The organism is candidate division WOR-3 bacterium, from assembly GCA_039802205.1.
In the GTDB taxonomy this organism is placed as follows: domain Bacteria; phylum Hydrothermota; class Tepidihabitantia; order SM23-42; family JAOAFX01; genus JAOAFX01.
This window is the reverse complement of sequence record JBDRWD010000009.1, coordinates 24528-37781: the sequence shown is the minus strand read 5'-3', so window position 1 is coordinate 37781 and position 13254 is coordinate 24528. Positions and strand designations below refer to the sequence as shown.

The window sequence follows — 13254 nt, the reverse complement described above, 5'->3', positions numbered from 1 at the left end:
CAATTTGATGAGAGCATTTCAGATAACGGCTGCGGACATACGAAGTGCGAGGCGTAGCCGAGCATTTGGGTGAGGGCGTAAGCCCGAACCGTATGTCCGGTGTTAGGCGACGTTGCATTAATTCTTCTTGAAATAAGGACATTTAATCCCCAAACAAGTTTTATTTCCCGATGACCATGAACAATTAATCTTTCCTATTTCTATTTTATCGTATCCTTTCTTATTCAAGAATTTTACAGCAGTTTCTATTGCAGTGTAACTACTTCTTTTACAGCATCTCCGAGGGTATTTCTTTATTTCGTTTAATGTATCTATGACTGCCTGCATACTCTCAACTCGCTCCTCCACATGGAGAGGTGTTGTTTTGTTCACAATACTCATAACAATCCCCACACTAAATGCCCCGCCGCAAGTTCCGGCAAATCCACATGAACCGCCAGGAAAATTCTCCCCCCGATGCATTGCTTCTTCAATGTCCTTATCAGTTATGTTGTAACCGCAATTTCTCATGGCAGCCAAAATAACGCCAGGAACTAAATAATGGTGCCAATCTGCATGCACTGGAAAAGTTGGTTTATTCCATTCATTAGCGGTCTCCTTCAAGATACGCTCGAATATTTCATAAGGATTTTTTTCGTTTGATTTGATTACTTTATCCTTTATCAAAGGAACGACTTTTTCAAAATCCTCGTTTGTAAATCCTTGCATCCCTCTCATGTAGTTTCGAAAATCTTTCTCGTAGTAGATTTTCTTAGCTTCCGCCATTTTTTCTTTCATGGTTTTCTCTTCTATAGTTTATACCTCCTAATTCTATATCATTTGCCTGTTTATTAAATCTTTGTGCAATTTCGCCTAACTCGTTTATAATAGCACCGAGTGCTATTATACTACCAAAAATGGGATGATAGTAGCACCTGGTGCGAACATTTTCATTCTGGCTGAACGGCCAGCGACCCTTTGAGCTAACAAATATTCTCATTTCTTATCACCTTTTGTCATATTGATAGTGTCGAGTGGACTTGTTATCTTACCCAGACTTTTAGTGCTGACATGGGTATATATTTCAGTTGTCTTGCTGTGAGCATGTCCTAAAAGTTCTTGAATATATCGCAAATCAGTTCCGGCTTCAAGTAGATGCGTAGCAAAACTATGTCTCAAGGTGTGTACTGATACATCCTTCTTTATTCGGGCTTTACTGCAGGCATTTCTGAAAATTTTATCCACAGACCGTATGGAAAGATGCCTTTCCTCCCTTGCCCCTTCAAAAAGCCATTTTTTAGGTCTGTATTTCTTCCAAAACTCTCTTAACATTTGTAATGCAGTCTCAGAAAGTACCGTATATCTGTCCTTTCTACCCTTTGAACCCTTGATATGTATCAGCATTCTATTGCTATCTATATCCTCCAGTTTTAATTTTACAACTTCACCAACCCTTAATCCAGCAGAATATGTCAACATCAAAATTGCCTTATGCTTAATATTATACACTGAATTAAGAATTTTTGCAATCTCTTCTTTACTCAAAACAACTGGGAGCTTTCTATCTCTGCGAGGTCTTTTGACTTCATGGATAAACTTCTTTTTGAGCATACTACCATAATAGAATTTGAGGGCATTGATTGCTTGATTGAGTGTTGAGGTAGCGGATTGTTTTTCTTCGGCAAGGTGAACCAGATAGTCTTTGATGTCATTATCGGTTATCTCTGAAGGGCCTTTGCCGATAAAGTTCAGGAAATCTCTATTGAAGTAGAGATAGGTTTTTATAGTTTTATAACTGTATTTTCTTGAGAGAAGTTCTCGACGTAAATCTTTAAAATCCCCCTCACCTTTATCCTCTCCCACAAGGGGAGAGGAAATTTTATTAGATTCTGCTTGAAATTGCTTCTCTGCTTTCGCAGGAGCGACTTTGTTCTCCACAATAACATTTTGCAAGGCTGGATCTAAATTAATTTCTTGCCCTTCAAAAACCTTCAAAATCTTCTCCAGAGTTCCATTGGTATTTGGAAAACCCCAATACTTCCCATCAGGATGCCAGCGATGTCCTTCAATGGTTTTAATCCTTTGCACAAAATCTGGAATATAAGAGAAAGAGACCCTGATTTCACCTGATTCGCCTCTTTTAATAGAAACTTTCGACACTTGCCTATTTTTGTCATAAAGATTACTCATTATAAAATTATAGATTAAATCCTAAAAAAATCAAGAGGTAAATGTGCGATGAATTGCAACGCTACATTTTCTAATTCGTCCAGTTGAAACTGGCAGTTACACATTAGATGCTGAAATAAATTCAGCATGACAGATTAGAAATTCGTGAAACGTTTACCGTGAACCACGGAACGGATTAGAAATAAAATTCTTACGAATTAACTCCAGTGAAAATCATAAAATTGTCATCTCTTTCTCCGCACTAAGCCACCAAGGGCACCACCGACAAGACCAAGTAGTCCAAAATAAAGTGTGCTGATAAATATACCTGCACCGATTATTGCACCAACAAGGCCGCCGAAAATTGTGCCACCACCACCAAGGATACTACCTATAAAACCACCAAGAATCGGCAATAATATCCCGGCAAGTATCCCTTCAATTGTGCCGCTCAAAAATCCCGCAAGCATTCCGTTCTTTACTCCACCAATAATCAATCCCGCAATGAATCCAGCAATTATTGGTCCTAACACCGGAAGCGGGCTTAATATCAACATTGCTATGTATCCAATAATGACTGCCAATATAAACATATTACTCCTTTCTCATTTAAATTTAAATTTTCAGTACAAAGGCATTAGTGAGCTAATGCACTCAATAACGACTGACGGCGGTTTATTTTTTTAAATATTTATCAAAAAATGCCAGAACCCTGTCAAAGAATTCAGGATAATTGATGAATTCTGGTCCGTTTATACCACCGTGCTCTGCTTTAGGAACTATCCATAGTTCTTTTGGACCATTCAATTTGACCATTATCTTCTCAGACATCCAAACCGGTGTTCGATTATCTTTTTCACCAACGATCAAAAAGACTGGAATCTTAATCTTCTCAGCCGCATTTATAGGTAATAGTTCTTCGGGATAATTCTCTGGTGCCATAAAGTTTCGCCCCGGTAATGATTGTTTCAATACTGGTAAAAGTTCATCAAACGAACTCATAAGTGCCCTACCTACATAAGCAGAAATATCATTTCTTTTCGCAATGATTGCAAAGGAAAGATAAGCGCCCGTGGAAAAACCCATAACTCCTATTCGTGTCGTATCAACTTCAGGTTGTTTTTTTACAAAACCAATTGTGGCATCATAATCATCAATATATTCAGTATAACACAACCTGTCCTGCTCGGTTTGCCAATCTGAGCTTTTCCCAAAGCCACGCCAGTCAAACAAGAAAACGTTATATCCTTTTGTAAAAAAATGATAAGCATAGAATATAAATTGTGTCATATTACCAGCATCACCATCACAGATAATAATCGTTGGTTTCCTTGTAGTATCTGTTTTATACTCTCTGACATCGGGTTTTAACTCATCGGGAACCGGTACGAGACGTCCGATAACTGAGTTCAAAATACCAACAGTATCCTGAGCAGGAATGAACCAGCCTTTTAGTTTTAAATTATCTGCGGTCAGAAATTCAACCTCTCGGTAAATAATACCGTAATCAGAAGGTATCGCCTTATATTCTCTTTCTGGCCTGAGCGCAAAAGAAAACGCGATTAAAGCAAAGGTCAACAATAAAAATCTTATGAATTTCATATTTTCTCCTTTCTTATTTTTTGTGGTAAATCGTCTCCAAAAATTCTTTGTCATATTTTTTTGTGAACAGACTAACCAGTGTAATTATCATAAAGGAGATGATAATTCCAGGGATAAATCCATGAACTTTGAATGGTTGTTTTAGAGCCATCCATATCAGTGCTACGAGAAAGCCACCAATCATTGAAGAAATTACTCCAGCTTTGGTAACCCATCCTGCGTAAAGTCCAAATAGAACCGGCCAGAGTGTAGTAGAAGATATGATTGCCCAAGAGAACGCAGTTAAAGCAAGTACAAGGGCGGGCGGTTTTATAGCAATTATAATTGAGATAATACCTACAATGAGTGTTGTGATTTTGCTCATCGTAAGCATCCTCTTGTCATCATAATTTAATTTCAATCCTTCTTTCAAAAAATCTTTGATTATTGAACCAGTGATTATTATTAATACTGACGAAAATGTTGACATACCTGCAGCAAGGACTGCTGCCAGAAATATTGAGGAGCCTACAGGGTTAAGAACAGATTTTACAAGCATCGGTATTGCAAGGTCAGGATTCTTCAATGAAGGAAAAAGTATTCTTGATATAGCGCCATTAAAATACGGCAGAAGTGCAAGACAAGTCCCAAGCGCTGCGACTGGTGTTCCTATCTTGAAAAAACTGAGTTTCTTAATTGAATAAAATCTAACCAGAAGTTGGGGCATACCCCAAACTCCAAAACTGACTATCAATGCATAAGAAATCAATCCCTGCCAATTCCATACGCCGGGTGTATCAACATATCCCTTATTAATTACAGAGAGATTAAATGCAGCGTTTGAAATGCCACCGACACTTTTCAATGTAAAAATTGTGAGTGTTATCAATCCTATTCCCATTATCCAAGCCTGTATAAAACTTGTCCAAACAACTGCAATATATCCACCAATTGATACATAAAAAAGTATTATCACCGAAGAAATCAAAAGACCGTAGATATATGAAACACCAATCAATCCTTCAAATATATGCCCCATACCTTTGAGCATACTCACATTATAAACTATCAAAAATATCGCTATCACAAGCGAAGAAAATATTAAAGCAAAGTTTGAATCATATCTTCTCTTTAGAAATTCAGGAATAGTAATGACATTCAGTCTATGGGTAATTTCTCTCATTCTCGGACCAAGAACAATCCAGCATACAGTCGTTCCCAGTAGAACATTTATTGCACCAATCCAAAGTGTTGACATTCCGTAAAGCCAGCCAAATGCACCACCTCCAATTATCACAACTGAACTGAAATATGCTGCTACATAAGACAGAGAAGTCACCCAGGGACCGATATTTCGTCCACCCAGATAAAAGTCCGAAGTATCTTTTGTTTTTCTGCCAGAAATGATACCAATAACGAGCAATAATAGAAGATAAAGCACTATAACCATGGCATATATAAGCATATTATTCATCTTTATCTCCCGGTCTATAAAGCAAACCCCATACAAATGCAAATATTACACAAATAACGGACAAAATGATTGCAAAAAAGGTAATAATGGGAATATTTAAAATACTCATAACCCTGCCCTTTTAGAATTTATCAAAAAAAGAGGTAATATCAAAGAATATCGCCTTTTTGGTTTGGTCAGCGAACTCTATTTCAATTTTGTCGTATTGCCTTCTGCCGTGAGGTATCAAACTCTGAGTGAGTAATCTCCAGTCTCTCCCCTGGGCACCGAATCTTTTCGCAAGATATTGATATTCAGCATTAACACCTTCTAGATGGTTGCTGGCATCAAGTATTACAATCGCCTCTTCAAATGATTCACCACTTTTTTCTATAAATTTTACCATTTAGACGTCCATGTTAGATAAATATGAACCGTTTTGGTTTTTTCGGGTCAACAAGCACTTGAAATTTTGCACCAGGAATTAATTTACCCATATCTGTGAAACTAAATACCTTTTTAATAGTAGTAGTGTATGGTGCAAACATTCCGGTACTTATGCTCAATTTCAAACAGACTTGGGGAAGTTTATTTATGTAAACACCGGTTTGCTCTGCTGAGAGGATTTCTGCAGTTCCAGGGATACCAAATTTTTTAAACCATTCCAACTCTTTTTGCTGCTTTTTTGTCCACAATATTCCGCCACCAATGATTGCCAAGATAATAAAAATATAAAATCCTCCCATTAAGAAGAAAAAAGTCCTGCGCGGATAACCATCACCAGTTTTTGCTTCAGGATTTGTATTAAAACCCAATACAATAAAGATAAGGCGAATAATTATAAACGGTATTGCAACAATGAATACCGTTGGTTTATTTATTTGCCACATAATTCCTCCTTAGATTTGTTAATTTCTTGGGCATCTCACACAATTGCAAAAAGCATGATAGATTGCACAGATGCCACCAAGTAAACAAATCAAGCCCCAGAAAAGAGGCATACCAAAAATATGGGTAAGCGTTGGTTTAGCATAAGGCAATAAATACAGACCATAGGTAATAAGAAAACAACCACAGACAACCGTGATATGACCGAATACAGCAGTTGCGGTACGTGTTCCTTTCCAACCAAGATAGATTAGCAAAAGGCCGATAAAGAATGGTATGATCTTGACTGGAATGTCAGTAACAAAAATGCCTACGCCACCAAAGACCACAAGAAAAATACCCAGACCGAATGTAACCGGTGATTTTATCTTCATTGTTATACTCCTGTTGCAAGGCTAAAGCCTTGCCCTACATTGTTATACTCCTGACGCAAGGCTAACCTCTGGTTCCGAAAGAACAATTGGTTTCCATGGAAAACCCTGCCCTACTTCATTTTCTTTAGATTAAACAAACAATAATCATTATGAAGATGCTCTTTTTATAAAATAACCAACCCTGCAAGAGAGCCTTTTAACTATACTTAGCCGTCCGATAGAAACTGAATGCTACATTTCAGATTTTAGATAATGCCTGTTCTAAGTCGTCAATTAGATCTTCAACATTTTCTATGCCCACGGACATTCTGACAAATCCTGGATTGATCCCTGCTTTTATTAATTCTTCTTCAGTATAAGTTGAATGGGTCATTGATGCAGGATGTTCTATTAAAGTATCAGTATCACCAAGACTCACTGCAAGGGTACAGACTTTAACCGAGTTCATAACGACCTTTCCGGCTTCTTTGCCGCCTTTTAAATCAAAACCCAGCATTCCACCAAAATAACGCATCTGTTTTTTGGCAATTTCATATCCGGGGTGGTCTTCAAGACCAGGGTAATAAACCTTTTCAACCTTTGGATGATTTTTCAAAAATCTCGCCAGAGCCATTGCATTTGCACTATGTCTTTCCATTCTCACCGCCAGTGTCTTCAAACCACGGAGTATCAGCCAGGCATTGACGGGCGAAATACATCCCCCAACATCCTTTGCCACTTCGTCTGCCATTTTTTTTATAAAATCTTTTTTTCCTACCACAATACCGCCAATCAAGTCTCCATGTCCTCCTAAATATTTAGTGGCGGAATGTATAACGATATCTGCACCAAGTTCAATCGGTCGTTGCAAATAAGGTGTAGCAAAGGTATTATCCACACAAAGCAAAATGTTTCGACGGTGGGCAATGTCTGCAAGATGCGCAATGTCATTTATTTTTAAAGTTGGATTCGCCGGCGATTCAACAAAAATCAACCGAGTATTTGATTTGAGATTATTCTCTATCTCAGAATCGTTGGTGGTATCAACAAATGTCGTAGTGATACCGATTTTGGGTAACAGCCCTTGAAAAAGTGCATAGGAACCACCATAAATTACCTTATCAGAAATAATGTGGTCGCCACTCTTGCAGCAAGTCAGCACCGTTGCAAAGACCGCCGCCATGCCTGAAGCAAATGCCAAGCCCGCTTCACCCGATTCCAGAATTGCCATCTTTTTTGCCAGCAAATCAATCGTTGGGTTGCCCAGACGCGTATAGATGTAACCTTCTTCCTCACCTTTAAATAATCGTGCACCGTGATCGGCATCCTTAAACACAAATGTTGAAGTCATATATATCGGCGGTACATGAGCACCGGTTTTTTCATCGGGATGCACCCCACCGTGCACGATGTCAGTCTCTATGTGCATAAAAACCTCCCCGTAAATAGCAGAAAACTAAATTATCAAATACAAAAAATATCATAATACTTTTAGCCAATTTTTATCTATCCCAAACTTTGCACAAACTCTTTTGATCACAAATTCCGGCACTTCCGCTCCGATGCACTCAAATCTTTGATAGTCTTTGAGTGTCAATCCAATTGTGCGGGCAAATTCTTCTTCACTCATATTTAAACTTACACGCAAAGTCCACAAGCGATGAGGAACGCCAATGCGATTTGTTTTTATATCAACCCAGTAATGTAATTTTTCAGATGGATATATTTTTTTCAAAAACGTAATACTTTGAGAAAGAATTTTTAGTCGGGCTTCATATTTATTCATAATTCCTGAAGATATTGAATGTCTCTTAAATCCACATCCCGACCAGCATTTTTTTTCATTCCAATGAGCGTTTCTTTGTCTACTACATACACCGGTATTTCGTCGATGACTATCTCCATCGGCTTGAAATTGGCATAATTATAGAGCAAGACGATATCCAGCCGATATATCCCCTCGGTATCCACAAAGTTTAAAACTTTAGTATTTTTCTCTTCGCGCCACTTTTTTCTCTTATCCGCATCCGCCATTTCTGTGGGATTTATCGGTACGGTGGGTTTAAGATTGAATTCATTGATTACGGATATCAACTTTTTAACTTTTCTTCACTGAAATCAACTACCACATCTAAATCAAATGTTGCCCGCAAAACCCCATGTAGAACAGCCGCAACTCCATCGATGATAAAATATTTTACATCCTGCTCGTAAAAGCGTCTTAGGAGCACAAAAAATGGAGGATAATCTATTTCTGACATAGTTCAATAAGCACTCCACCTGTGCTCTGAGGGTGAATAAAAGCTATCTGCGAATCCATTGCTCCCTTGCGTGGTTTTTCATCAATGAGCCGCACACCAGATCTTTTGAGGTTTTCGAGTGTGCAGATGATATCTTCGACCGTCAAGGCAATGTGATGGAGCCCCTCACCCTTTTTTTCAATGAATCTTGCAACAGAACTATCGGAACTCAAGGGTTCAAGCAACTCAATATGCGTATCGCCTAACTCCATTACCGCAACTTTCACTTGCTGCTCTGGGACATCCACAATCTTTATCAACTTTAAACCAAGAACATCCTGCCAAATCTTGAGACTTTTGGAGATGTCTTTCACCGCAATTGCAATGTGGGAAATATTCATTTATACCTTCCATAGATTAAAAGATATAAACGATGGTTGTTTTTTCCGCTTATCGTAACAAATAATATATGTCCGCCAATATCCTCCACCGGGTGCTATAACAGCTTTCTTTTTTTAGCCTCTTCTTCAAGCCAAGGGCGAAACTTCGGATGTGCAATATTGATCAAGGCTTCCGCGCGCTGGCGCAAATTTTTACCATGTAAATAGGCCACACCATATTCGGTCACAACATAGTGAACATCCGCACGGGTCGTAACAACTCCTGCTCCAACCTGTAGGGTGGGTACAATCTTGGATATCGTATCATTTTTCGCAGTTGAAGGTAAGGCAATGATCGGCTTTCCTCCTTTTGACTGTGCAGCACCACGAATGAAATCTACCTGTCCTCCAAACCCGGAATAGATTTTTGTTCCAATCGAATCTGAGCAGACCTGGCCAGTAATGTCAACTTCAATTGCCGAGTTTATTGCGACCATTTTATCGTTACGAGCAATAACAGTAGGGTGATTCGTATAATTTGTGGGATGTGTTTCAAAAATAGGATTGTTATCGATAAACTCATATAAACGTCGTGAGCCAAGATAGAAAGTTGCAACGACCTTGTAGGGATGTAATGTTTTTTTGGCTCCGGTGATCACACCAGCTTCTATTGCTTCCATAATACTATCAGAAACCATCTCAGTGTGCACACCGAGATCCTTTTTATCAAACATCGCCTTCAAAGCGGCATTAGGTATTCCGCCAATCCCCAATTGGAGAGTGGAACCATCCTCAACAAGATTCGCAATATGCTCTCCAATCTTTCTCTCAACCTCTGTGAAAGGAACTGGCTCAAGCTCGGGCAAGTCAACACTTACTTCAACAATTTTATGGACACGCGAGATATGAATAAAAGAATCACCCAAGGTGCGCGGCATTTTTTCATTAACCTGGGCGACAACGATTTTTGCTGTTTCCGCTGCGGCTTTAGAAGCCAAACATTCTACTCCAAAACTCATGAAACCATGTTCATCAGGTGGGGATAAATGCAAGAAGGCCACATCAAGTGGCAGAAGACCCGAATAAAATAGGTTGGGAATTTCGTATAAGAAAATAGGTATGTAATCCGCCCTACCCTCATTTACTGCTGCGCGATCGCCTGGGCCAACGAATAAAGAATTGTGCCGAAAATGTCCTTCCATACCAGGCTTTGAGAGAGGATCATCACCAAAGAGGAGCACATGAACAACTTCAACATTATGCAATTCATCCTTTCGCATAGCTAATGCCTGGGTCAAAGTCATGGGCGTTGCGGCGTTGCCGCTGATGTAAATTCGGTCATTACTCTTCACAACCGAAACTGCCTCTTCAATCGAGCATTTTTTCTTTTTATATTCGTCAAACCAATTCATGCCAAATACTCCTTTCTAATTTCACCGTTCTCTGCATAAATACCCCTGGCAAGTTCGGGTAACTCCCGTAATGCACGTTCAAAGCCATATTCAGCAATTATTTTAAGATACGGAAAAACGCTTGATGAAATTACATGACTGGCAGTGCGGGGCACTAAGGTGGTAGCATTAGGCATGCAAAAATGAACTACCCCATCAACGTTGTAAATGAATCTTCCTGTCGGAGTAATCTTTGCCGTCTCAATCGAGCCACCTTGGTCGATATCAAAATCAACTATAACAGCACCGCGTTTCATCGTCTTAATCATCTCGGTTGTCACCAGCACAGGTGTCCTTTTCCCGGGAACAAGCACTGCCCCAATTACTACATCGGCAAATTTAATAAGTTTCTCTATATTGTGCCTTGTTGAAAACATCGTTGTAATACGGCTGCCCTCAGTATGACAGGCGAGGTTGTCAAGCTTATCGCGGAGGATATCCACAATGTAGACATTAGCTCCCAGTGCTGCAAAACTCTTGGCCGCATTTGAACCGAGTGTACCACAACCTAAAATTACCACCTCCGCCGGTGGGATGCCGGGTAAACTACCCAATAAAATACCCCGCCCACCACTAGGTGATTCAAGAAGCCGGCCGGCGATCTGGACCGATAATTTTCCCGCCATCTCACTCATTGGGATTACCATAGGTAATCGTCCATCGTCTTTTTGAATTATCTCATAACCGACAAGGGTAATCTTTTTTTCCCTAATAACCTGAAGAAATTCTTTCGTTGCTGTAATAAGATGCATAAAACCCATTATGATTTGACCGTCTTTTATGAAAGAATATTCTTCCTGCTGGGGACGACGTACTTTCAGGATAATCTCTGCCCGGCGATAGGCTTCTTCCTTCGAATAAACTATCTCAGCACCCGCTTTAACATACTCTTCATCCGTAAATCCCGCGCCCTCACCAGCGCCCGCCTCTACATACACTTTTGCTCCGTAAAGGACCAATTCTTTGACCGCCATTGGCGAAAGCCCAACCCGATACTCAGGGATTTCTTTAAATGGCGGTAATTCCTTAGGTATGCCAAATATCATTTAGCCCCCTTTTTAATTTCAATTATAAACAAACTCTCTGTGTTCATTGAGAAATGGTATAAAAGAAACATATCCTGGCTTTCAATCACGACCTTTAATTTTTTTTAAATTGCCGATTGTCTCTTCAATCATAAAACCAGCAAGAATCAACAATATAATTGAAACAATCCCAAGCATTATCTTTTGGGTGGAAAAAAATTTCACAGTTTGAATAATTAGTGCCGTAATCGTAACCAGAAGCATAAATATTGCGGGAACAAATGTATATAGACTATTCTTTCTTTTAGTTAAAAGCCAGGTGGTCACAACCAACAATGTCAATGCTGCAACAAGTTGATTGGATGCACCGAAGACAGGCCAGATACTCTGCCAGGGTCCAATTGCAAGATAGGTCGCAAATCCAATTACAATTGCACTATTTATATACATATTCTTCATAAAACCGATACCAAATCTCTCTCCAAACAATTCGGTTCCAATATAACGGGTTATCCGCGTCGCAGTATCAAGGGTTGTTACAATAAAAGTTTTGAGCATTGTAATGCCAATGAACATTCCAAGGGCACCAAGTATGGGTTTTGTTATTTGACCGTAACCTTTGCCAAATGCGGCTATCCAATTGCCACCTTTTATCAATTCAGGATAAATAAAACCTTCTTTACCCCCATACCAGTATAAACCAGCACAAACCGCGATTATTGCGAGTGTGCTCAAAACACCTTCAGTTAACATTGCACCATAACCAATTCTTTTCGCATCCCTTTCATTATTTAATTGCTTAGACGTAGTCCCACTTGCAACAAGGGAATGAAATCCAGAAATTGCACCACAAGCAATTGTCACAAACATCATTGGAAATAAATAGCCCTCTTTTCCAGAAAAACTCACGAAAGAAGGTGTATTTACATTAGGGTGAGTGATTATAACACCAAGATATCCCACAATTAAACCGAAAAATAAAACAAAGAAAGAAAGATAATCCCTGGGCTGCAGAATAATATTTACCGGCAATATTGAGGCGGTATATGCATAGGCAAGCAAAAGAGTAAAAAGCCACCCATAATATGTCCATTTTATTGGTACATACCAACCGAGTAAAATTAAACCAAATAGCATTCCTACACCAATTATTGTAGATAAAATTGTATTAACCCGCCAATGATAAAGCATTAGACCGACGAGAATTGCGGTCGGGATTATACCAAAAGTCGGAATAACAATTTCTGGTGTCGTCTCAAGGGTCTTCGCTGCAGATGCAGCAAATACCGCAATAACAAGAATCAGAGAGAGCCAGACAAATAAAGAAAATATTATCTTTGCCCTGACGCCAAGGGTGATCTCTGTAGTATCACCGATCGACCGTCCATCATTGCGCAAGGAGAGCATCAAACTTGAAAAATCATGAACACCGCCAACAAATATTGAACCTATCACAATCCATAGAATTGCAGGTCCCCAACCCCAGACCGCACAGGCAATGACCGGTCCTAAAATCGGACCGGCACCGGCAATGGATGAAAAATGGTGTCCAAACAAGACAAGCCAGTTTTTTGCTGGCACATAATCCACACCGTCATACTTATAATGGGCAGGCGTTTTATTCTCTGGATTAATATTGAATAACCGCTCAAGTCTCCTACCATAGAATTTATAGGCAGTCAAAAAAAGTATAATTGCGCCAAAACCAAGAAGTAGAGAATTCATTCAGCCTCCT

General features: G+C 39.3%; 17 protein-coding genes. All 17 read right to left on the bottom strand.

Annotated features, from left to right (window positions below; all coding sequences use genetic code 11):
* Positions 1-117: 117 nt before the first annotated feature.
* The 17 genes from ABIL39_03305 to ABIL39_03225 all read right to left on the bottom strand — a co-directional run bounded on the left by ABIL39_03305 (position 118) and on the right by ABIL39_03225 (position 13244).
* Positions 118-777, bottom strand: a complete 660-nt coding sequence (locus tag ABIL39_03305; GenBank protein ID MEO0165146.1) for a DUF5714 domain-containing protein — start codon at positions 775-777, stop codon at positions 118-120.
* Positions 752-979: a hypothetical protein gene (locus tag ABIL39_03300; protein ID MEO0165145.1), complete on the bottom strand. Its 228-nt coding sequence runs from the start codon at positions 977-979 to the stop codon at positions 752-754. The genes ABIL39_03305 and ABIL39_03300 overlap by 26 nt, the downstream gene beginning before the upstream one ends.
* Positions 976-2169 carry a site-specific tyrosine recombinase/integron integrase gene (gene xerA, locus ABIL39_03295; GenBank protein MEO0165144.1) on the bottom strand — a complete coding sequence of 398 codons (1194 nt, stop codon included), beginning with the start codon at positions 2167-2169 and terminating at the stop codon, positions 976-978. Before xerA ends, ABIL39_03300 begins: the two co-directional genes overlap by 4 nt.
* A 224-nt stretch (positions 2170-2393) precedes the next feature.
* A complete protein-coding gene (locus ABIL39_03290; GenBank protein ID MEO0165143.1) occupies positions 2394-2741 on the bottom strand; it encodes a DUF5518 domain-containing protein in 348 nt (115 codons plus the stop codon).
* A gap of 82 nt (positions 2742-2823) precedes the next feature.
* Positions 2824-3750, bottom strand: coding sequence for an alpha/beta fold hydrolase (locus ABIL39_03285; GenBank protein MEO0165142.1), 927 nt, complete (start codon positions 3748-3750; stop codon positions 2824-2826).
* Between the two features lie 13 nt (positions 3751-3763).
* The gene (locus tag ABIL39_03280; protein MEO0165141.1) at positions 3764-5203 is read right to left on the bottom strand and encodes a sodium/proline symporter; all 1440 of its coding nucleotides are present in this window, start codon (positions 5201-5203) and stop codon (positions 3764-3766) included.
* A gap of 121 nt (positions 5204-5324) precedes the next feature.
* Complete coding sequence (locus tag ABIL39_03275; protein ID MEO0165140.1) at positions 5325-5588, bottom strand: hypothetical protein; 264 nt, start codon at positions 5586-5588, stop codon at positions 5325-5327.
* Between the two features lie 13 nt (positions 5589-5601).
* A complete protein-coding gene (locus ABIL39_03270; GenBank protein ID MEO0165139.1) occupies positions 5602-6072 on the bottom strand; it encodes a hypothetical protein in 471 nt (156 codons plus the stop codon).
* A gap of 18 nt (positions 6073-6090) precedes the next feature.
* Complete coding sequence (locus ABIL39_03265) at positions 6091-6444, bottom strand: hypothetical protein (protein ID MEO0165138.1); 354 nt, start codon at positions 6442-6444, stop codon at positions 6091-6093.
* 238 nt (positions 6445-6682) lie between these two features.
* Positions 6683-7852: a PLP-dependent aspartate aminotransferase family protein gene (locus ABIL39_03260; GenBank protein ID MEO0165137.1), complete on the bottom strand. Its 1170-nt coding sequence runs from the start codon at positions 7850-7852 to the stop codon at positions 6683-6685.
* Between the two features lie 51 nt (positions 7853-7903).
* Positions 7904-8209, bottom strand: coding sequence for a helix-turn-helix transcriptional regulator (locus ABIL39_03255; protein MEO0165136.1), 306 nt, complete (start codon positions 8207-8209; stop codon positions 7904-7906).
* Entirely contained in the window at positions 8206-8517 is a 312-nt protein-coding gene (locus ABIL39_03250) for a hypothetical protein (protein ID MEO0165135.1), read from the bottom strand. Before ABIL39_03250 ends, ABIL39_03255 begins: the two co-directional genes overlap by 4 nt.
* Positions 8514-8684 (bottom strand): hypothetical protein, encoded by a 171-nt coding sequence (locus ABIL39_03245; protein ID MEO0165134.1) that lies wholly within the window; start codon positions 8682-8684, stop codon positions 8514-8516. Before ABIL39_03245 ends, ABIL39_03250 begins: the two co-directional genes overlap by 4 nt.
* Entirely contained in the window at positions 8672-9064 is a 393-nt protein-coding gene (gene mce, locus ABIL39_03240) for a methylmalonyl-CoA epimerase (protein ID MEO0165133.1), read from the bottom strand. The genes ABIL39_03245 and mce overlap by 13 nt, the downstream gene beginning before the upstream one ends.
* 95 nt (positions 9065-9159) lie before the next feature.
* On the bottom strand, positions 9160-10455 hold the full coding sequence (locus ABIL39_03235; protein MEO0165132.1) for an acetyl-CoA hydrolase/transferase C-terminal domain-containing protein: 1296 nt from the start codon (positions 10453-10455) through the stop codon (positions 9160-9162).
* Complete coding sequence (locus tag ABIL39_03230; GenBank protein ID MEO0165131.1) at positions 10452-11540, bottom strand: alanine dehydrogenase; 1089 nt, start codon at positions 11538-11540, stop codon at positions 10452-10454. Before ABIL39_03230 ends, ABIL39_03235 begins: the two co-directional genes overlap by 4 nt.
* Before the next feature lie 81 nt (positions 11541-11621).
* On the bottom strand, positions 11622-13244 hold the full coding sequence (locus ABIL39_03225; GenBank protein ID MEO0165130.1) for a carbon starvation protein A: 1623 nt from the start codon (positions 13242-13244) through the stop codon (positions 11622-11624).
* Positions 13245-13254: the final 10 nt, after the last annotated feature.